Origin of the sequence: Pelomonas baiyunensis, from assembly GCF_043555935.1 — a bacterium.
GTDB lineage: Bacteria > Pseudomonadota > Gammaproteobacteria > Burkholderiales > Burkholderiaceae_C > Pelomonas > Pelomonas baiyunensis.
Map to the genome: position 1 here is coordinate 452,690 of NZ_JBIGIB010000003.1, position 18,107 is coordinate 470,796.

The 18,107-nt window shown below is 71.1% G+C and carries 17 protein-coding genes; 10 read left to right on the forward strand and 7 right to left on the reverse strand.

Annotated features, from left to right (window positions below; translation table 11 throughout):
* The first annotated feature begins 14 nt into the window (after positions 1-14).
* Together ACG01O_RS12540 and ACG01O_RS12545 are read left to right on the forward strand one after the other, a co-directional pair.
* A complete protein-coding gene (locus ACG01O_RS12540; protein ID WP_394385026.1) occupies positions 15-800 on the forward strand; it encodes a fumarylacetoacetate hydrolase in 786 nt (261 codons plus the stop codon).
* Positions 797-1,738 carry a nucleoside hydrolase gene (locus ACG01O_RS12545; RefSeq protein ID WP_394385028.1) on the forward strand — a complete coding sequence of 314 codons (942 nt, stop codon included), beginning with the start codon at positions 797-799 and terminating at the stop codon, positions 1,736-1,738. The genes ACG01O_RS12540 and ACG01O_RS12545 overlap by 4 nt, the downstream gene beginning before the upstream one ends.
* A 24-nt stretch (positions 1,739-1,762) precedes the next feature.
* Here ACG01O_RS12545 and ACG01O_RS12550 read toward each other — a convergent pair whose 3' ends face one another.
* Together ACG01O_RS12550 and ACG01O_RS12555 are read right to left on the reverse strand one after the other, a co-directional pair.
* A complete protein-coding gene (locus tag ACG01O_RS12550; RefSeq protein ID WP_394385030.1) occupies positions 1,763-4,471 on the reverse strand; it encodes a bifunctional acetate--CoA ligase family protein/GNAT family N-acetyltransferase in 2,709 nt (902 codons plus the stop codon).
* Between the two features lie 61 nt (positions 4,472-4,532).
* Positions 4,533-5,471 carry a histone deacetylase family protein gene (locus ACG01O_RS12555; RefSeq protein WP_394385032.1) on the reverse strand — a complete coding sequence of 313 codons (939 nt, stop codon included), beginning with the start codon at positions 5,469-5,471 and terminating at the stop codon, positions 4,533-4,535.
* A 114-nt stretch (positions 5,472-5,585) separates the two neighbouring features.
* On the opposite strand from ACG01O_RS12555, the gene ACG01O_RS12560 reads away from it, so the two are divergent.
* Positions 5,586-6,263, forward strand: a complete 678-nt coding sequence (locus ACG01O_RS12560) for a DUF4197 domain-containing protein (protein WP_394385034.1) — start codon at positions 5,586-5,588, stop codon at positions 6,261-6,263.
* A 35-nt stretch (positions 6,264-6,298) separates the two neighbouring features.
* Positions 6,299-7,327, forward strand: a complete 1,029-nt coding sequence (locus ACG01O_RS12565) for a ProQ/FINO family protein (RefSeq protein WP_394385036.1) — start codon at positions 6,299-6,301, stop codon at positions 7,325-7,327.
* Positions 7,328-7,420: 93 nt separating this feature from the next.
* On the opposite strand, the gene ACG01O_RS12570 is transcribed toward ACG01O_RS12565, so the two are convergent.
* Positions 7,421-8,803, reverse strand: a complete 1,383-nt coding sequence (locus ACG01O_RS12570; RefSeq protein WP_394385038.1) for a leucyl aminopeptidase family protein — start codon at positions 8,801-8,803, stop codon at positions 7,421-7,423.
* A 150-nt stretch (positions 8,804-8,953) separates the two neighbouring features.
* On the opposite strand from ACG01O_RS12570, the gene ACG01O_RS12575 reads away from it, so the two are divergent.
* The 3 genes from ACG01O_RS12575 (at position 8,954) to ACG01O_RS12585 (ending at position 10,460) form a co-directional block, all read left to right on the forward strand.
* Complete coding sequence (locus tag ACG01O_RS12575; protein ID WP_394385040.1) at positions 8,954-9,136, forward strand: hypothetical protein; 183 nt, start codon at positions 8,954-8,956, stop codon at positions 9,134-9,136.
* A 172-nt stretch (positions 9,137-9,308) separates the two neighbouring features.
* Positions 9,309-9,881 carry a hypothetical protein gene (locus ACG01O_RS12580; RefSeq protein ID WP_394385042.1) on the forward strand — a complete coding sequence of 191 codons (573 nt, stop codon included), beginning with the start codon at positions 9,309-9,311 and terminating at the stop codon, positions 9,879-9,881.
* A gap of 6 nt (positions 9,882-9,887) precedes the next feature.
* Positions 9,888-10,460, forward strand: coding sequence for a tRNA-uridine aminocarboxypropyltransferase (locus ACG01O_RS12585; RefSeq protein WP_394385044.1), 573 nt, complete (start codon positions 9,888-9,890; stop codon positions 10,458-10,460).
* On the opposite strand, the gene ACG01O_RS12590 is transcribed toward ACG01O_RS12585, so the two are convergent.
* On the reverse strand, positions 10,433-10,621 hold the full coding sequence (locus ACG01O_RS12590) for a hypothetical protein (RefSeq protein ID WP_394385046.1): 189 nt from the start codon (positions 10,619-10,621) through the stop codon (positions 10,433-10,435). The genes ACG01O_RS12585 and ACG01O_RS12590 overlap by 28 nt on opposite strands.
* A 244-nt stretch (positions 10,622-10,865) precedes the next feature.
* Between ACG01O_RS12590 and ACG01O_RS12595 the strand changes: the two genes are divergently transcribed.
* Together ACG01O_RS12595 and ACG01O_RS12600 are read left to right on the forward strand one after the other, a co-directional pair.
* Entirely contained in the window at positions 10,866-12,971 is a 2,106-nt protein-coding gene (locus ACG01O_RS12595; protein WP_394385048.1) for a protein-disulfide reductase DsbD family protein, read from the forward strand.
* An 18-nt stretch (positions 12,972-12,989) separates the two neighbouring features.
* Complete coding sequence (locus ACG01O_RS12600; protein ID WP_394385050.1) at positions 12,990-13,601, forward strand: redoxin domain-containing protein; 612 nt, start codon at positions 12,990-12,992, stop codon at positions 13,599-13,601.
* A gap of 44 nt (positions 13,602-13,645) precedes the next feature.
* On the opposite strand, the gene ACG01O_RS12605 is transcribed toward ACG01O_RS12600, so the two are convergent.
* On the reverse strand, positions 13,646-14,566 hold the full coding sequence (locus tag ACG01O_RS12605; protein WP_394385051.1) for a glutaminase: 921 nt from the start codon (positions 14,564-14,566) through the stop codon (positions 13,646-13,648).
* A gap of 32 nt (positions 14,567-14,598) precedes the next feature.
* Here ACG01O_RS12605 and ACG01O_RS12610 point away from each other — a divergent pair, with 32 nt between their 5' ends.
* Positions 14,599-15,501, forward strand: coding sequence for a class I SAM-dependent methyltransferase (locus ACG01O_RS12610; RefSeq protein ID WP_394385053.1), 903 nt, complete (start codon positions 14,599-14,601; stop codon positions 15,499-15,501).
* A 74-nt stretch (positions 15,502-15,575) separates the two neighbouring features.
* Here the strand turns inward: ACG01O_RS12610 and ACG01O_RS12615 are convergent, their stop codons facing one another.
* Complete coding sequence (locus ACG01O_RS12615) at positions 15,576-17,090, reverse strand: serine/threonine-protein kinase (protein ID WP_394385055.1); 1,515 nt, start codon at positions 17,088-17,090, stop codon at positions 15,576-15,578.
* Between the two features lie 102 nt (positions 17,091-17,192).
* Positions 17,193-18,065: a c-type heme family protein gene (locus tag ACG01O_RS12620; protein ID WP_394385057.1), complete on the reverse strand. Its 873-nt coding sequence runs from the start codon at positions 18,063-18,065 to the stop codon at positions 17,193-17,195.
* Positions 18,066-18,107: the final 42 nt, after the last annotated feature.

Sequence of the window (18,107 nt, forward strand, 5' to 3'; positions counted from 1 at the left end):
TTCCGATTGCCCCCATGAAACTCGCCAGCTACGCCGACGGCTCGCGCGACGGCCACCTCGTCGTCGTCTCGCGCGATCTGACCCAGGCGCACTTCGCCACCGGCATCGCCACCCGCCTGCAACAGGTGCTCGACGACTGGGGCTTCCTCGCCCCGCAACTCGAAGACCTGGCCGTGCAGCTCAACCACGGCAAGCTGCGCCACGCCTTTCCGTTCGACCCCGACAAATGCCTGGCCCCGCTGCCCCGCGCCAGCGGCTGGGCCGTGGTGATGGCCGACGGCGCGGTGCGCCGCGACGCCGGCCAGTTCGCCGGCCCGCACCAGCCGCTGCGCGCACCCGCCGTGGGCGAGGTGGCGCTGGCCGCCATCGCCGGAGACTTGTCCCCCGCCAGCGACACCGCCGCGTCGCTGGACGCGCTGCGCCTGTTGACCTTGGCCGTGGACTGGCGGCTGGACGATGAACTCATCGCCACCCAGGCCGCGCCGCTGGCCGTGACGCCCGATGAACTGGGCACCGCCTGGCGCACCGGCCGCGTGCAGGCCCGGCTGCATGCGCTGCACAACGGCAGCAAGCAGCCGGCGCGCGACGTCGACGCCCAGCCCGGCGCCGCGCTGGCCCGCGTGGCCCGGCTGCGGGCGCTGCGCGCCGGCCAGGTGGTGGGCGCGTCGCTCGGCGCGCTGGACCTGACGCTCACCGCGGGCGACAGCCTGCACCTGGACCTCAAAACCGCCGAAGGCAGCAGCCTCTTCGGCGCCCTCGACCTCGACATCGCGCCCCTGGCGCCCACTGACCTCTCATGACCCGCCACGCCATCATCATCGACACCGACCCCGGCCAGGACGACGCCGTAGCCCTGCTGCTGGCCGCCGCCTCGCCCGAGCTCGACCTGCTGGGCGTGACCACCGTGGCCGGCAACGTGCCGCTGTCGCTGACCACGCTGAATGCCCGCAAGGTGCTGGAATTGGCCGGCCGCAGCGACGTGCCCGTCTGCGCCGGCGCCGACCGCCCGCTGGACGTGCCGCTGGTGACGGCCGAGCACGTGCACGGTGACACCGGCCTGAACGGCGTGGACCTGCCCGAGCCCACGCTGCCCGTGGACCCGCGCCACGCGGTGGATTTCATCATCCAGACGCTGCGGGAACGCGAGCCCGGCACCGTCACCCTGTGCCCACTGGGCCCGCTGACCAACATCGCGCTGGCGCTGCGGCAGGCGCCGGACATCGCCTCGCGCATCCAGCGCATCGTGCTCATGGGCGGAGGCTTCTTCGAGGGCGGCAACGTCACGCCGGCGGCCGAGTTCAACATCTACGTGGACCCGCAGGCGGCGCACGAGGTGTTCACCAGCGGCGTGCCCATCACCATGGCGCCGCTGGACGTCACGCACGAGGTGCTCACCACCGCGAAGCGCATCGACGCCATCCGCGCGCTGCCCAACCGCGTGGGCGCCGTGGTGGCCGCGTGGATGGAGTTCTTTGAGCGCTACGACGAAGAGAAATACGGCCAGGACGGCGGCCCGCTGCACGACCCCTGCGTCATCGCCTTCCTGCTCAAGCCCGAACTCTTCACCAGCCGCGAGTGCAACGTGCGCATCGAGACGCAAAGCGAACTCACGCGCGGCATGACCGTCATCGACTGGTGGGCCGTGACCGGCCTGCCCGCCAACGCCCAGGTGCTGCGGCACGCGGACGCCGACGGGTTCTTTGCGTTGCTGACGGAGCGCTTGGCGCGCTTGAACTGAACGCGGCCTCCGCTCGTGCGTGGGTCAACTGTGCAGTGACCGCACCACCAGCTTGAAGTCCGGGTCTTCCGGGAAGGGCTTCACCGTGAAGCCCAGGCCGCGCATCAGCTTGAGCATGTCGCTGTTGTTGGTCAGCACCAGGCCTTCGATGTCGCTCAGGCCCATTTCGCGGGCCGCGTCGGTGATGCCCTCCATCAGCCGCGAGCCCAGGCCCTTGCCGCCGAAGTCGTCGGCCACCAGCAGGCTGAATTCGCAACTGGTCTGGTCGGGGTTGGTGATGATGCGGCTCACGCCGACGATGCGCTCGGCCTCGTCGAAGCCGCCGTCGTCGCGCGCGGTGCGCTGGGTGTACACGGCCACCAGGGCCATCTCGCGGTCGTAGTCGATCAGCGTGAGCCGCGCCAGCAGCCCGGGCGGCAACTCTTTGATGGCGCTGGCGAAGCGGAAGTAGCGGCTCTCGGGCTTCAGGCCGCGCACCAGGTCTTGCAGCATCTGGGCGTCGTCCGGGCGCACCGGGCGCACCGTCACCTCGCCGCCACCGGCCAGCGGCCACACCTGCTCGAAGCGGGCCGGGTAGGGCAGGATGGCCAGGTGCGGGTAGTCGAACGCCCGCGGCATGCCGGTCTGCGGGCCGGGTTGCAGCACCACGCGTGCGTCCACGGCCACGGCGCCGGTCTCATCCACGATCAGCGGGTTGATGTCCATCTCGCGCAGCTGCGGGAACTCGCACACCATTTCGCTGACGCGCAGCAGCACGCGTTCCAGCGCTTCCAGGTCGGCCGGCGGGCCGCCGGCGCGGCCTTCGGTGAGGGCTTCTGACACGCGGGCCCGTTCCACCAGGCGGCGGGCCAGGAACTGGTTCAGCGGCGGCAGCTCCATCGCACGGTCGGCGATGAGTTCGATCATGGTGCCGCCGGCGCCGAAGACGATGGTGGGCCCGAAGGCTTCGTCCGTCACCAGCCCCACGCACACCTCCTGCCCGCCGCGGCCGCGTTGGGCGCGGGCCATCTTCTGCACGGTCACGCCGTTGATGCGGGCCTGCGGCTGCAGCCGCTTCACGCGGGCCACCATCTCGTTGTAGGTGTCGCGCGCGGCCGAGCCGCTCTGGATGTTAAGCGCCACGCCCTGAACGTCGCTCTTGTGGGCGATGTCGGGCGAGTCGATCTTCAGCGCCACCGGAAAGCCCATCTGTGTGGCCAGCATCATGGCCTCGTTGGCGCTGCGGGCCAGCACGGTTTGCGTGACCGGGATGTGGAAGGCCGCCAGCAGCGCCTTGCTCTCCATTTCGGTCATGGTGCGGCGGCGCTCGGCCAGCACGCTTTCGATCAGCAGCCGCGCAGCCTCCACATCCGGCTGCGCCAGCGTGGACATGGGCGGCGGCGTTTGCAGCAGCAGCTGCTGGTTGGCGTAGAAGCTGGCGATGTTGCCGAAGGCGCCCACGGCGGCCTCGGGGGTGCGGAAGTTGGCGATGCCGGCGTCGTTCAGCACGCGGCGTGCGTCCAGCACCGAGGCGTCGCCCATCCAGCAGCCCAGCAGCGGCTTGGCCGTGGCGGCCTTAGCGGCGCCCACGGCCCGGGCGATCTCGGTGGCGTCGGAGCCGATCTGCGGGGCGTACACCACCAGCAGCCCATCCACCGCGCCGTCTTGCGCGGCGGCCTCCACGGCGGCGCGGAAGTGCTCGGGCGTGGCCGCGGCCGAGAGGTCGATGAGGTCGGACAGCGAGGCCAGGTCCGCCAGCTTTGGCGCGAGCGCGCGGGCGGTGTCGGCCGAGAGCTTGGCCAGCTGCAGCCCGATCTCGCTGACCCAGTCGGCCGCCAGCACGCCGGGGCCGCCGCCGTTGGTGATGATGGCCAGGCGCTTGCCCACCGGGCGGTAGCGCGCGGCCAGGCACTTCGCGGCCGAAAACAGCTCCACGAAGCTGCGCACCCGCACCGCACCGGCGCGGCGCAAGGCGGCGTCGAACACATCGTCGCTGCCGACGATGGCGCGGCTGTGGGTCAGCGCCGCCTCATTGCCAGCACTGCGCCGGCCGGCTTTGAGCACCACCACCGGCTTGGCGTGGGCGGCCGAGCGCAGCGCGCTCATGAAGCGGCGCGAGTTGGAGATGCCTTCCAGGTACACCACGATGCTCTGCGTGCGGGTGTCCGAGGCCAGGAAGTCCAGCACCTGCGCCAGGTCCACCGCCGCGTTGGGGCCCAGCGACACCACCTGGCTGAAGCCCACGCCGTTTTGCCGCGCCCAGTCCAGCATGGCTGAGGTCAACGCGCCGGACTGCGACACCAGCGCCAGCGACCCCTCGGCCGCCAGCGGACCGGCAGCACTCGCGTTCAGGTTCAGGTGCGGGCGCTGAAAGCCCAGGCAGTTGGGGCCGAGCAGGTGCACCCCCTCGCGGCGGGCGATGCGCTTGAGCTGCGCGGCCTCGGCCGGCTCGATGCCGTCGCTCACGATCAGCACCGAGCGGCAGGCGATGCGGCAGGCCACTTCCAGCGCCGCCGTGATTTCGTCCGCCGGCAGGGCAATGACGGCCAGGTCCGCCCGCGACCGGGCCAGCTCGCCCAGCGTGCCGGTGGTTTCGCCGTGCAGGAACTGCGGCGGGTGCGGCCCGGGGGCGGCGGCCAGTGCGGCGCGCAGCACGCGGGCCTGGCGGGTCTGGCGCTCGGGTTCGTCCGGCGGCCCGGCGAAGACGACCACGGAGCCAGGGGTGAACAGGGGGGTCAGGAAGTGGTTGTCCATGCGGGAACTCTAGAGCCTGGGGTCACAGGGAGGAAAGGGTGCGGCCCGGGTGGGGCCGGCTTCAGTCGGCGCCGATCAGCACCTTGACATGGGCCGCGGCGCTGCGGGCCAGCGGGTTGAGCACATAACCGCCTTCCAGGCAGGAAATCACGCGGCCGCGGCAGTGCCGCCAGGCCAGGTCCATCAGCTGGCGCGTCACCCAGGCGTAGTCGCCGTCCACCAGGCCAAGGTTGCCCATGTCGTCTTCGCGGTGGGCGTCGAAGCCGGCGCTGATGTAGATCAGCTCCGGCCGGAAGGCCTCCAGCGCCGGCAGCCAGTGCTGGGTGACGGCGGCGCGGAACGCCTCGCTGCCTGAGCGCGGCGGCAGGCCGACGTTGACCATGTTGGGCGCGTCCTTCAGCGAGCGGGCGTCGGGCCCGTTGAAGGGGTAGAGCCCCGTCTCGAAGATGCTGCACATCAGCACGCGCTCGTCGCCGGCCAGGATGTCTTCGCTGCCGTTGCCGTGGTGCACGTCAAAGTCGATCAGCGCCACGCGTTGCAGGCCGTGCACGTCCAGCGCGTGGCGGATGCCCACCGCCACGTTGTTGAAGAAGCAAAAGCCCATGGGCGCGTCGTGCTCGGCATGGTGGCCAGGCGGGCGCACCGCGCAGAAGGCCGACGGCGCCTCGCCGCGCAGCACCAGGTCGGTGGCCAGCACGGCCGCGCCCGCGGCGCGCAGGGCGGCGGGCACGGTGAAGCGGTTCATGCGGGTGTCCGGGTCCACCTGCGCGTAGCCCTCGCGTGGGGCGGCGTCCAGCACGCGCTGCACGTGCAGGGCCGAATGCGCGCGTTGCAGCTGGGCCGGCGTGGCGGCCGGGGCGTCGTGCGGCAGCATGTAGTCCAGCAGGCCCTGGATGAGCAGCATGTCGGCAATGGCGCCCAGCCGCTCGGGACACTCGGGGTGGCCCGGCCCCATCTCGTGGCGGGCGCAGTCGGGGTGGCTGATGTAGACGGGCAGCATGGTCTTGTCTCCTCCGGTCAGCTTAAGAAGCGCGGCTGACGCCGCCTTGACCCAGCGCAAGCGGTGGCGGTGGCAACATCACCCGTCTGCCCGCCCAGCCTCACGGAGCCCGCCATGCAACGCCGCCTTGTTCTTGCCGCCCTGCCTGCTCTCGCGTGGAGGCCGGCCCAGGCCCTCAGCCTGACCGAGGGGGATGCCAACGCCGGCATCCGCACTGCGCTGGAGCGCGGCGCCACGGCGGCGGTGTCCTTGCTCGGGCGGCCGGACGGCTTCCTGGGCAACCCGCTCGTGAAGATCGAGCTGCCCGGCCACCTGAAGGACGCCGCCAAGCTGTTGCGTGCCACCGGCCAGGGCGCGAAGCTGGATGAACTCGTGACCGCCATGAACCGCGCCGCCGAGGCCGCCGTGCCGGCCGCCAAGCCGCTGCTGGTGAAGGCCGTGAAGGACATGAGCCTGGAAGACGGCCTCAAGATCCTGCGCGGCGGGGACGACGCGGCCACGCAGTTCTTTGCGGCCAAAACGCGCGAGCCGCTGCACGCGCAGTTCCTGCCCATCGTGACGCAGGCCACCGAGAAGGTGGCGCTGGCCGACAAGTACAACGCCGTGGCGAAGAAGGCCGGCAGCTTCGGGCTGGTGAAGGGCGATGAGGCCAACCTCCAGCAGTACGTGACCGGCCGGGCGCTGGACGGGCTGTACCGCCTGATCGGCGAAGAGGAAAAGAAGATCCGCCAGGACCCGATCGGCACCGGCAGCGCCATCCTCAAGAAGGTGTTCGGGGGTTTGGGCGGCTGACGGACAATCGCGGGTTCCGCAAGCCGGCCTTTTTCATGAATTCCGATCTTCCCGAATCCGTTCCCGCACCCGCTCCTGTGGACGCTGCGCCCCTGGCTGAGGTGTCCGCTGAAGTGCCCGCTGAGGTGCCCGCCGAGGTGGCTGCTCAAGTGCCCGCCGAAACGCCGGCCGAGCTCGCGACCGCTGCGCCTGCTGCGGCGTCTGCCCCGGCTGTTGACGTGACGGCCGAACTCAAGGCCTTGTTCCCGGCGCTGTTCGGTGGCCGCGCCAAGCCGGTGAAGCTGCGCATCCAGGCCGACATCCAGGAACGCGCCCCGGGCAAGTTCAGCAAGGCGCAGCTCAGCGCCTTCCTGCGCCGCCACACCGGTGGCACGGGCTACTTGATTGCGCTGACCCAGTCCAAGACCCGCTTCGACCTGGACGGCAACCCCGCCGGCGAGATCAGCGAAGAGCACCTGGCCGTGGCCAAGGAAGAACTGGCCCGCCGCAAGGGGCTGCGCCAGGAGCGCGAGCAGCAGGTGCAGCAGCGCGAACAGCTGGAAGTGCAGCAGCGCCGCAATCGCGCCCAGCTGCTGTGGGATTTCGAGCGCACCACGCTGACCGAAGCCAACTTCTGCGTGCTCAAGGGCACCACACCCGAAGAACTGCCGGGTCTGTTGGAACTGGCCCGCAAGGAGCGCGCCGAGGCGCCGCCGGCCCCGCCGCGCGGCGAGCGCGAAGGCGGCCGCCGGGAAGCCCGGCGAGACGACCGCCGCGGCGACCGCCAAGGTGCGGGCCGTCCGGGCGGCGCGCGCCCGGCCCAGGGTCGCTCTGAAGGCCGTTCTGATGGTCGGCCCGAAGGCCGCGGCCCCCGCAACGCCGACGCCCGTCCGCAAGGCCGTGGCGACCGCCCACGCGGTGACCGCCCGGCCCGCAGCGACGCCGGCCGCAAGCCCGCCGTCGCACCGCAGGCCGATCAGCCGATGCAAAGCCAGATGGCTCAGGCCCTGCAAGCGGCAACCCGCAGCGCCAAGGCCGAGCCGGCCGTGGAGCCGACGGCCGTGAAGGATCCGGCGGCCGATTGAGTCTGCCGATGAAGCCGGCCGACTGATTCGACCGGTTGATTCGACCGGTTGAGCGCCTGATGGGCTGGCCGGGAGGTCAGCCCCCCCCCGGCGTCAGGCGGCGCTGTAGCGCTGCTCCAGGTAAGCGAGCAGGGTGCGGATGGTTTGCGCCTCGCCGCCCACCGGCCGACCGGCGCGGGGTGCGTCGTTCCAGGCGAACAGGTCCACGTGCAGCCAGTCCTGCTGCGGGGGCAGGAAGTCTTCCAGGAACAACGCAGCGTTGATGGCCCCAGCCAGCGCGCTTTTTCCGGTGTTGACGATGTCGCCCAGCGAGCTCTCGATGCCGGCGTGGTACGGCGCCCACAGGGGCATGTGCCACAGCGGGTCGTCCAGCTTCAGGCCCAGGTCCACCAGGTCGCGGGCGGTGTCCATGTGCTTGGCAAACAGCGCCGGCAACTGGGCACCCAGGGCGACGCGGGCCGCGCCGGTCAGCGTGGCCAGGTCGATGACGAGATCGGGGTTGCTCTCGGCAGCGTAGGCCAGCGCGTCGCTCAGCACCACGCGGCCTTCGGCATCGGTGTTGCCGATCTCGATGTGCAGGCCCTTGCGGGTCTTGATGACGTCGCCCGGGCGGTAGGCGTTGCCCGAGATCGAGTTCTCCACCGCGGGGATCAGCAACTGCAGGCGCACCGGCAGCTTGAAGGCCATGATCAGCGTGGCCAGGCCCAGCGCGTTGGCGGCGCCGCCCATGTCCTTCTTCATCTGGCGCATGCTCTCGCCGGGCTTGATGTTCAGGCCGCCGGTGTCAAAACACACGCCCTTGCCCACCAGGGCGAGCTTGGGGTGCTTGGGGTTGCCCCAGGTCACTTCAATCAAGCGAGGTGAGCGCGTGCTTGCGCGGCCCACCGCATGGATGCTGGGGAAGTTCTTCTTCAGCAGCGCGTCGCCGACGATTTCGGTGAACCGCGCGTCGTACTGTTTGGCCAGGGCCTTGGCGGCGCCGGCCAGTTCGGCCGGGCCCATGTGCTCGGCCGGGGTGTTGACCAGGTCGCGCGTGGCGGCGATGGCGGCCGCCAGGGCCAGGCCGCGCTCGGCGTCAGCGCCCGGCTTGAGCACCAGGGTGGCGGGTTCGCGCTTGGCGGGCTTGTAGAGGTCGAACCGGTAGCCGCCCAGCTCCCACGACATGGCGGCGGCCTCGGCGTGCAGGGCCAGGCCGGCGTCGTCGAGCTTGTAGGTGCCTTCCGGCAGGGCCAGCGGCAGCGCGCTCAGCGCGAACGGGTGCGCGGCGTGGGCCACGCCGGCGAACACCTGGGCCAGCCGGCCGTCGGCCCCCGGCAGCAGGGCGTGGCTGTCGGCCGCACCCACGAAACCGACGGTGGCGAGCCAGTTGCGGGTGGCCTCCGGCAGGCGGGCGGCCAGGGCGGGCCAGGCGGCGCGGTCCACCACCGTGATCGGGACGGCCTTGGCCGGGAGGGTCTTCTTGAGCTGGACGGTCATCGCAAGTCCTGGAATCGGAAAGCCGGCATTGTCTGTAATGCGCCTGCGCAAAGAAATGTGATCGGACTTGTCAACCGAGCAGAAATGAGCCGCGTTGTGGACCCAATCGCGCCGGTTTCCGGGCCGCGAGACAGGCAAAAGAGTGCCACCATGAAAATCCAGTCCCGTTCCGAATCGCAGACCCGCCGCCTCCCGATGCCCGAAATGGGCCTGGCCTGGAGCGCTGGCGAATCGGTCGACAAGGGTCGCAAGCACGAAGCGTTCGACACCGGTTTCTACAGCGGCGAGCGCCGCGGCCTGGCCCGCGCCCTGCGTCTGGACCGCAAGCGCTGATCGCGCCGGTCGCCGCCCGCACCACCGGCGCGCGCGGCCCCCTTGGACTCTGTCGGGGTAAACTCGGCATCTCGCACCCACGGCAGGGCACCCCCCTCGTCCGTGGGTTTTGTTTGGGCGCTGGGAATCCTTCCGCGCCACGGCGCACTGGCTGCGCTGAGAATGCGGCCCCATGAAAGCCGCCCGCCGCTCCATCGCCTTTTTCTCTGGCGTTTTGCTGTACTGCTTCGGCGCCGGCCTGGCCATGAAGTACGCCAACACCGGCCTGCCCCGCCAGATGTATGTGCAGCTCGGCGGGCGAAACAGCCTGCAGGTCATGCTGGGCGAGGCAGTGGTTCTGATGGTGCTGCTGTTTCTGATCGCCGCCGTGTGGGCCTATTTCACCCTGCGCCCCCAGCGCCGCCGGCACCGCCCGTATGTCGCCTGGATGATGTCCGGCGTGGGCACAGCCTGGGCGGGGTGGTTGATTTTTGGCGCCTTCAGCTTCGCGCTGAAGCCGCGGGCGTACTCGGCGCCGCTGCAGAACATGTTGCTGTCGTCCAACGCGGCGCCGCTGTTCGGGGCACTGAACATCTTCGGCGTGATCGCCGGGGTGTGGCTCGCGGGTTACTGGGCCAAGAAGCGTCAGCTGGCGTTGCCCAGCTCGCGCAGCCGCACGCGGCCGGCGCCGCTGTCGGGTGAGGACGCGCCGGACAGCCTGCCCCCGCTGGGTTCGCCCACGCTGACGCCGCCCAGCGGCTCCTGAAGCGCCATGGCGCGCGCGGTGTGCCCGCGCTGTGAGCGCCCGGCGCGTACCTGCCTGTGCGCCGACCTGCCACCGCCGGTGGCGACCGCCACGGAACTGCTGGTGTTGCAGCACCCGGCCGAGGCGGGCCACGCGAAGAACACGGTCCCTTTGTTGACGCTGGGCCTGCAGCGCGCCCGCTGCCTGCGGGGCGAAGTGTTCCCCGCGGCCGTGGCATCGCCCGGCGCTGCGCTGCTGTATCCCGGTGAAGGGCCGGGTGGAGACCTGGGCGCGGTGCGCCAGCTCATCCTGCTGGATGGCAGCTGGCGCCAGAGCCGGCGTTTGTTGTCCGGCAACCCGTGGCTCTTGGCCTTGCCGCGCGTGAGCCTGCCGGTGCAGCCGTCACGCTATTGCATGCGGCGGGCGCACCGGCCGGGCGAGTTGTCGACGCTGGAGGCGGGCTTGCTGGCCTTGGCCAGCCTGGAAGGTCAGCCCGAGCGCTTTGCGCCTTTGTGGGCCGCGTTCGACCGCTTTGTTGCGCGGGAACTGGCCCGCCGCCCTCAGGCTCAGGTTCAGGCGCCCTTGCCGCAGACCTGCTGATACACCAGGCTGCCGTTGGGCTGCAGCACGTAGGTGTAGTAGCACTTGATGCCGCCGCCGATGGAGCGGCTGCTGCTGCCTTCGCGGGCTTGGGCCGACGGAGCGGCCAGGGTGGCGGCGAGGACGCCAGCGGCGATGAGGGTGTGGGCGAGGTTGCGCATGGGGAGTTCCGGTCGTGGTGAACGGCGGGGCGGGTGCCGCGCCTGCACCGCTGGCACGCAGCGGGCGTGCCAGGCCCAAAATGACGGCCGATCAACGACTTGCCTGTTTTGCCGGGTGAGGGTGGGGGCAATTCGCCCATTCCGGGCCGGTGGGGTGGGGCAAATCGCCCAGTCGGTGGGCCCGCGGTGCCGCGGCATGGCCATGACCAAGCGCTGGATGCGGGCCGTGGCCTAGCATGGCGGGATGAATCAAGTTCTTCTTCGCGCGGCGGGCTGGCTCGCGGCCGCGGGCCTGTGTGCGTCGGTCGCCCAGGCGGCGCCGGCGCCGTCCGAGGCCCGCACCGAGCACGTGCAGGCCCGCCTTGTGGCCAACCAGGCCACGGTCGCCCCAGGGCAGCGCCTCACGGTGGCTTTGGAGCAGGTCATCCAGCCGCACTGGCACACCTACTGGAAAAACCCGGGCGACTCCGGCCAGGCCACCAGCCTGGACTGGCAGGGCGCGCAGGCCGAGCCCATCCAGTGGCCCACGCCTTCCATCCAGGCCATCGGCCCCATCGTCAACTACGGTTACGAAGGCCGGCCGGCGCTGCTGATGGACCTGACCGTGCCGGCCGACGCCAAGCCTGGCAGCCGCTTCAAGCCCACCGCCGAGGTGCGCTGGTTGGTGTGCAAGGACGTGTGCATTCCCGAGCAGGTGACGCTGGGCCTGGACCTGCCGGTGGGCGCCGCGGCCCAGCCGGGTGCGGACGCCGCGCAGATCGAGGAATGGCGCCGTGCCATCCCGCAGCCGGCACCGTTCGCGGTGAAGCTGACCGCCGCGCCGCAGGGTGTGCGCTGGAGCGGCCCGGGCGAGCGGGTGACCAAGGCTTATTTCTTTGCCGACACCTGGGGCGCCGTGGCGCACAGCGCGCCGCAGCCGCTGAAGGCCGACGGCGCCGGCTGGGCGCTGGACGTTCCGGCCGGCGACGAGCCGGTGAAGGCCGGCCAGCCGTTGTCGGGCGTGCTGGTGCTGACCGGCCCCGAGGGCGAGAAGGCCTGGACCGTGTCGGCGCCCATGCCGGAAGGTGCAGGCAAGGGGCCGGGGCCGGCGGATCTGTCGGCGCCTGCCGCGGAAGCCGGCGCCGCTGCACCGGCTGCGAAGGCGGACGCCGCCGGCGAACTCGGCCTGCTGCCCGCGCTGGCGCTGGCCTTGCTGGGCGGCCTGATCCTGAACCTCATGCCCTGTGTGTTCCCGGTGCTGTCCATCAAGGCGCTGGCCCTGGTGAAACAAGGCGACCACAAGGCGGAGGGTCTGGCCTACACGGCCGGCGTGCTGCTGAGCTTTGCGGCGCTGGCGGCAGTGTTGATTGCGCTGCGTGCCGGCGGCCAGCAGGTGGGCTGGGGCTTCCAGTTCCATTCGCCGGTGTTCGTGCTGGTGGTGGCGTACCTGCTGTTCCTGGTGGGCCTGAACCTGTCGGGCCTGTTCGACATCGGCGGCGGCTTCACCGGCCTGGGCTCCAGCCTGGCGGCCCAGCAGGGGCTGGCGGGCAGCTTCTTCACCGGCGTGCTGGCGGCCGTGGTGGCCACGCCGTGCACGGCGCCGTTCATGGGCGCAGCGCTGGCGTTCGCGCTGGCCCAGCCGGCGGTGGTGATGTTGGCGGTGTTCCTGGCACTCGGCCTGGGTCTGGCGCTGCCCTTCCTGGTGCTGGCCTTCTGGCCGGCGGCGCAGCGCTGGCTGCCGCGCCCGGGCGCGTGGATGGAGACCTTCAAGCAGGCGCTGGCCTTCCCGATGTACGCCGCCGTCGTGTGGCTGCTGTGGGTGCTGGCCCAGCAAACCGGGCCGGACGGCGTGGCCCTGGCCCTGGTGGGCGCGGTGCTGCTGGCGTTTGGCCTGTGGGCCCAGCGGGTCAGCCGCGGCCGGGTGGGCGCGGTGCTGCTGGGGGTGAGCGTGGCGCTGGCGGGCGCCGTGGCGTCGCGCATCCAGCCGGTGGCGGCCGATGTGCCAGCCGGCCCGGGTGCGGGGGCTGCCGCGGCCATCGAGCCCTACAGCGCCGAGCGCCTGGCGGAGCTGCGCGCGCAGAACCAGCCGGTGTTCGTGAACCTCACGGCGTCGTGGTGCATCTCGTGCCTCGTCAACGAGCGCGTGGCCCTGTCGCGCCCCGAGGTGAAGGACGCGTTTGCCAAGGCGGGCGTGGCCTACCTCAAGGGCGACTGGACGCGCGAAGACCCCAAGATCACCGCGGTGCTGAAGGCCCATGGCCGATCCGGTGTGCCGCTGTACCTCTACTACGCACCGGGCGCTGCGGACGCAGTGGTGCTGCCGCAAATCCTCACCCCCGGCCTCGTCATCGAGGCGGTTGCTTCCCGCTGACCGACCCTGGAGTTCGCCATGACCTGGATGTTCCGTCGTTCCCTGCTGGTTGCGGCGCTGGCCGTGCCCGTGCTGGCCTGGGCCAACGCGGCGCTGGACGCGCCTGCACCCGCCTTCACCGCCACCACGGCGGAGGGCCGCGCCGTGCAGCTGTCCGACTTCAAGGGCAAGACCGTGGTGCTGGAATGGACCAACCATGACTGCCCCTTCGTGAAGAAGCACTACGGCAGCGGCAACATGCAGGCCCAGCAAAAGGCGGCCACGGCGCAGGGCGTGGTGTGGCTGCAGGTGATCTCGTCGGCCCCGGGCCAGCAGGGCCATGTGGACGGCGCCACCGCGCTCAAGCTCAACGCCGAGCGCGGCGCTGCGCCGACCGCCACGCTGCTGGACCCGGCCGGTGACCTCGGCCGGCTGTACGGCGCACAGACCACGCCGCACCTGTTCGTGATTCGCGCAGACGGCACGCTGGCCTACAAGGGCGGCATCGACAGCATCCCGTCCGCCAAGGTCGAGGACATCGCCAAGGCCGAGCCGTATGTGAAGCTGGCGCTGGCCGATGTCGCGGCGGGCAAAAAGGTCGAGAAAGCCAGCACGCGGCCCTATGGCTGCAGCGTGAAGTACGGCAGCTGAACGGGGCCGGGCGACGGCCTGAATCCGGCCGCGGCCCCGAGCCCTCAGAACACCGAGAGCCCCGTCTTGGCCACGAACAGCTCCAGCGCCTGGCGGCCCAGGTAGGAGTTGCCCGTGGCGTCCAGCGCGGGCGACCACACGCACAGCGAGAGGTGGTCGGGCACCACGGCCACGATGCCGCCGCCCACGCCGCTCTTGCACGGCAGCCCGATGCGGAAGGCGAATTCGCCGGCCGCGTCGTAGGTGCCGCAGGTCAGCATCAGCGCATTCACGCGCCGGGTTTGCGCCGCGCTGAGCACCGGCGTGCCGGCCAGCGGGTGGGCGCCGTCGCGGCACAGGTAGCCGGCGGCGCAGGCCATTTGCTCGCAGGTCATGGCGATGGCGCACTGCCGGAAGTACACGTCCAGCACCGTGGTCACCTCGTTGTCCAGCGTGCCGAAGCCCTTCATGAAGTTGGCCAGCGCCGCGTTGCGAAACCCCGTGTCGGCCTCGGACTGCGCCACCTCGGCGTCGATGCCGATCGGCTCACCGCACAGGCGGCTCAGCAGGGCCAGCAACTCGGCGTTGGCGTCGCCCAGGCTCACCAGCCGGTCGGCCACCGCGATTGCGCCGGCATTGATGAACGGGTTGCGCGGAATGCCGCGTTCGGTTTCCAGCTGCACCAGCGAGTTGAACGGGCTGCCCGAGGGCTCGCGGCCGATGCGCGTCCACAGCGCCTCGTCCAGCGCGCGGATGGCCAGCGTGAGCGAGAACACCTTGGAAATGCTCTGGATGGAGAACGGCACCGCGCTGTCCCCGGCTTGCGCGGTGGTGCCGTCGCAGGTGCGCAGCGCGATGCCGAACTGGCGTGGTGACACCCGGGCCAGCGCCGGGATGTAGCGGGCCACTTGCGCGCCCGTGCCGGCCTGGTCGAGCCGGGGGCGCAGTTCGGCGTGGATCTCGTCGAGGATGAGCTGGAAGTCCATGGCGCCGATTCTGGCGCCCGGACAATCGCGGCATGCAAGCTTTGCTCGACGCCATCGCCACGATGGCCCTTCCTTTGAACGCCGCCTCCGACGCCCAGCGCCTGTTCCACGGCCGCGGCGGTCGCTTTCCCGGCTGCGAGCACCTGGCGCTGGATGCCTTCCCGCCGGTGCTGCTGCTCACGTCCTTCAGGCCGCTGGACGAGGCCGCGCTTCAGGCGGTGGACCAGGCCCTGCGGGCGCGCTGCGGCGACGCGCTGAACTGGGTGTACCAGTGCCGCGGCGAGGGGGCCGAAACCCGGCTCATGGCCGGCGCCGTGCCCGAGCCGCATGTGGTGACGGAGGCCGGCACGCGCTACCTCGTGCACCTGATGCGCGGCCAGAACCACGGGCTGTTCCTGGACATGGCCGAGGGCCGGCGCTGGGTGCGCGAGCAGGTCAAGCCCGGCGCCAAGGTGCTGAACCTGTTCGCGTACAGCTGCGCGTTTTCGGTGGTGGCGCTGCAGGCCGGCGCGGCAGAGGTGGTCAACGTGGACATGGCGTCAGGCGCCTTGAGCACCGGCCGCACCAACCATGAGCTCAACGGCGTGAAGGCCGGGGCCAAGTTCCTGGCGCACGACATCTTCAACTCCTGGGGCAAGCTGACGCGCGGCGGGCCCTACGACCTGGTGGTGTGCGACCCGCCGAGCTTCCAGAAAGGCAGCTTCGTCGCCACCAAGGACTACGCCCGCCTGGCCAAGCGCCTGCCGGCGTTGCTGGCACCGGGCGGCCTGGCCCTGCTGTGTCTGAACGCGCCGGAATTGACCGAAGACTTCCTGCGCCAGGTGGTGGCCGAGCAGGCGCCCGAGCTGACCTGCGTGGGCCGCGTGGCCAACCCTGCGGTGTTTGAGGACGTTTCGCCCGACCGCAGCCTGAAGGTGCTGGCCTACCGGGCCTGAGCGTGCGGGCCTGAGCGCCCGGCCTGGGCGTGCAGGCCTGAGCTTGCTGGGCCTGAACGCACCGGGCGCCGCGCTCAGGGCAGGCGCGCCAGATCCTGCAGCAGCCGGGTGCGGGCGGCGGCGTCGCTCACCGACTCGGCCAGCCGGTTGAAGAACACGGCGCGGCTGTCGATGCCCTGGGCCGCGCGCTTGACCAGCACCTTGGCGATGGGCCCCACGTGCTGCGCCAGCAGGACTTGCGCTTTCTCCACCACCGCCTCGGTCAGCGGGCCGCCCATGGTGGTGCCCAGGCCCGCGGAGCCGTTGGAGCCGGCCGTGCCAGTCGCGCCAGCCGTGCTGGCTCCCGCGGCGGTGGGCGGCGTGCCCGCGGTGGCGCCGCGCGTGCTGCCGGCCGTGCGGCTGGCGCCGCCGGTCAGCACGCTGGCCTGGCCCAGAAAGGCGTCGCGGGCGCGGGGGTCGGTCACTTGGTCGGCCAGCCGGGCGTAGAGCTCGGGCAGGTCGCTGCATTCCCGCGCGGCGCGGCGCACTAGCACGCTGGCCAGCGGGCCCACGTGGCGTGCCAGGGTCTGCTCGGCCTGGGCGAGTTGGCTCGCGTCCCAGTGCGATGGCGGCGGCGCGGTGCCGCCGGTGGAGCCCGGCGTGCTGCGGCCAGCCAGCGATACCGGCGCCTGCGTGGGCGCCTGCAGCGGCTGGGGCGGGCGTGCCCGGGGCGGCGCCATCATCACGGTCTTGTCCCAGGCGGTGTCGTCCAGGTCCTGGCCGGCACCGTCCAGCAGGGCCTGCTTGAAGGCCTCGGCCGTGGGGTAGCGATCGTCGGGCCGCTTGGCCAGCGCGCGGGCCACGATGGCGTCGAACCACGCCGGCCGGTTGGCGCCGTCCAAGGTGGACGGCGGCGCGGGCATGTCGTTCACCACCTTGTACATGAGCGCCTCGGTGGTGCCGGCAAACGGCGGGCGGCCGGTGAGCAGCTGGTACAGCACCACGCCCGCGCCGTAGATGTCGACCCGCCGGTCCATGGTGCTGCCCAGGAACTGCTCGGGCGCCATGTGGCTGGGCGTGCCCACCATGTAGTGGGTTTGCGTGAGGTGCTGCGAGTCGATGCGGGCGATGCCGAAGTCGGCCACCTTCAGGCGGCCGGCGGTGGTCATGATGATGTTGGCCGGCTTCACGTCGCGGTGCCACACGCCCTTGTCGTGGGCATGGCCGAGCGCGTCCAGCAGCTGGCTCATGATGCCGGGAATGTCGGTGTCGGTGAACCGCAGCTTGGCGCTCAGATAGCTCGCCAGCGAACGGCCCTCGACGAACTCCATCGCGATGTAGGCGGTGTGCTGGTCGCGGCCGAAGTCGTACACCGCCACGATGCCCGGGTGCATCAGCCGGCCGGCGGCCTGGGCTTCGTTGCGAAACCGCGAGGCCGGCGCGCCGGGGCTGTCGTCGCCCGCGTCCAGCCCGGTGCGGATGGTCTTGAGCGCCACCGTGCGCTGGATGTCGGGGTCGAAGCCCTTGTAGACGACGCCCATCGCGCCCTCGCCGAGCACTTCGGTGATGCGGTACTTGCCGAGCTGGGCCGGGTGCTTCTTGTCGCTCATGCGATCACGCGGGGCATTCCCAAGCGGCTGCCGTGGATCTGGCTTTGCAAGGCCACTGGCAGCGCCCCCTTGAGGGGCCGGCGAAGCCGGTCAGGGGAAATCTCATGACTCCAGCAGCTTCATGGCCTGCACGACGCTGGTGCGCATGCGGCTGAAGGAATCGGACAGCGTGGCGATTTCGTCCTTGCTGCGGGCCTGGAACTCCGGCGCGTCCAGCTCGCCTTGGCTCACGCGGTCGGCCAGGGCCGACAGCTGCGTCACCGGGCGCACCACCAGCAGCCACACCATCAGGTTCAGCACCACGCCCACGGCGACGAACACCGCCACCAGCGAGGTGATGAAGACCTTGAAGGTCTGGTCGGCCCGCTGCAGCGGCACGCCCAGCGGCACCGACACGATCTGCGCGCCAATCACCTCGTTCAGATTCCAGCCGAAGCCGTTGGCCGGGCCGTACTTGGCCACCATGGTGGCGGGCGCGGCGTCCACGCTGCTGTGGCAGGCCAGGCAAGCTGGGTCGGTGATGCGCAGCGGGCGGGCGATGTACAGCGACGGGCCGGCCGGCGTGTCACGGGTGCCCACGGTTTCCTTCAGTTCGGCGTTGCTGCGGAACTGGCCCACGATGTCCACCTCCCAGCTGGTGGCCCGGTCGCGCGGGTTGGTGGGGTTGAGCGTGGCTTCCTTGTAGGCGAACTCGGGGTGCTTGGCCAGCAGCGTGCCCAGCACCTCGGTGGCGGAAAAGCTCGGCACCGTCTCGGGCAGGAACTTCTCGCTCATCTGCGCCACCAGCAGCGGCTTGATCTTGGTGTTGGTGTAGTTGCGCACCGCCAGGGCCTTCTCCATCAGCATCTGCGCGGTGGCGACGGTTTCCTGCGTCGCGTTGTCCTGCAGCAGGTTGCGGGCGATGTAGCCGCTCAGCGCAATGCCCAGGCTCATGACCAGCAGGTAGACGAGGTTGAATTTGGCCAGCAGTTTCATGGGGGCGCCTTCCGAAGGACGGCAATGGTAGTGCGTGGCCCC

Excerpts from the sequence above, each read along its gene's own strand:
- ACG01O_RS12540 (WP_394385026.1), top strand. The coding sequence starts at position 15 with ATGAAACTCGCCAGCTACGCCGACGGCTCGCGCGACGGCCACCTCGTC.
- ACG01O_RS12545 (WP_394385028.1), top strand. The coding sequence starts at position 797 with ATGACCCGCCACGCCATCATCATCGACACCGACCCCGGCCAGGACGAC.
- ACG01O_RS12550 (WP_394385030.1), bottom strand. The coding sequence starts at position 4,471 with ATGGACAACCACTTCCTGACCCCCCTGTTCACCCCTGGCTCCGTGGTC.
- ACG01O_RS12555 (WP_394385032.1), bottom strand. The coding sequence starts at position 5,471 with ATGCTGCCCGTCTACATCAGCCACCCCGACTGCGCCCGCCACGAGATG.
- ACG01O_RS12560 (WP_394385034.1), top strand. The coding sequence starts at position 5,586 with ATGCAACGCCGCCTTGTTCTTGCCGCCCTGCCTGCTCTCGCGTGGAGG.
- ACG01O_RS12565 (WP_394385036.1), top strand. The coding sequence starts at position 6,299 with ATGAATTCCGATCTTCCCGAATCCGTTCCCGCACCCGCTCCTGTGGAC.
- ACG01O_RS12570 (WP_394385038.1), bottom strand. The coding sequence starts at position 8,803 with ATGACCGTCCAGCTCAAGAAGACCCTCCCGGCCAAGGCCGTCCCGATC.
- ACG01O_RS12575 (WP_394385040.1), top strand. The coding sequence starts at position 8,954 with ATGAAAATCCAGTCCCGTTCCGAATCGCAGACCCGCCGCCTCCCGATG.
- ACG01O_RS12580 (WP_394385042.1), top strand. The coding sequence starts at position 9,309 with ATGAAAGCCGCCCGCCGCTCCATCGCCTTTTTCTCTGGCGTTTTGCTG.
- ACG01O_RS12585 (WP_394385044.1), top strand. The coding sequence starts at position 9,888 with ATGGCGCGCGCGGTGTGCCCGCGCTGTGAGCGCCCGGCGCGTACCTGC.
- ACG01O_RS12590 (WP_394385046.1), bottom strand. The coding sequence starts at position 10,621 with ATGCGCAACCTCGCCCACACCCTCATCGCCGCTGGCGTCCTCGCCGCC.
- ACG01O_RS12595 (WP_394385048.1), top strand. The coding sequence starts at position 10,866 with ATGAATCAAGTTCTTCTTCGCGCGGCGGGCTGGCTCGCGGCCGCGGGC.
- ACG01O_RS12600 (WP_394385050.1), top strand. The coding sequence starts at position 12,990 with ATGACCTGGATGTTCCGTCGTTCCCTGCTGGTTGCGGCGCTGGCCGTG.
- ACG01O_RS12605 (WP_394385051.1), bottom strand. The coding sequence starts at position 14,566 with ATGGACTTCCAGCTCATCCTCGACGAGATCCACGCCGAACTGCGCCCC.
- ACG01O_RS12610 (WP_394385053.1), top strand. The coding sequence starts at position 14,599 with ATGCAAGCTTTGCTCGACGCCATCGCCACGATGGCCCTTCCTTTGAAC.
- ACG01O_RS12615 (WP_394385055.1), bottom strand. The coding sequence starts at position 17,090 with ATGAGCGACAAGAAGCACCCGGCCCAGCTCGGCAAGTACCGCATCACC.
- ACG01O_RS12620 (WP_394385057.1), bottom strand. The coding sequence starts at position 18,065 with ATGAAACTGCTGGCCAAATTCAACCTCGTCTACCTGCTGGTCATGAGC.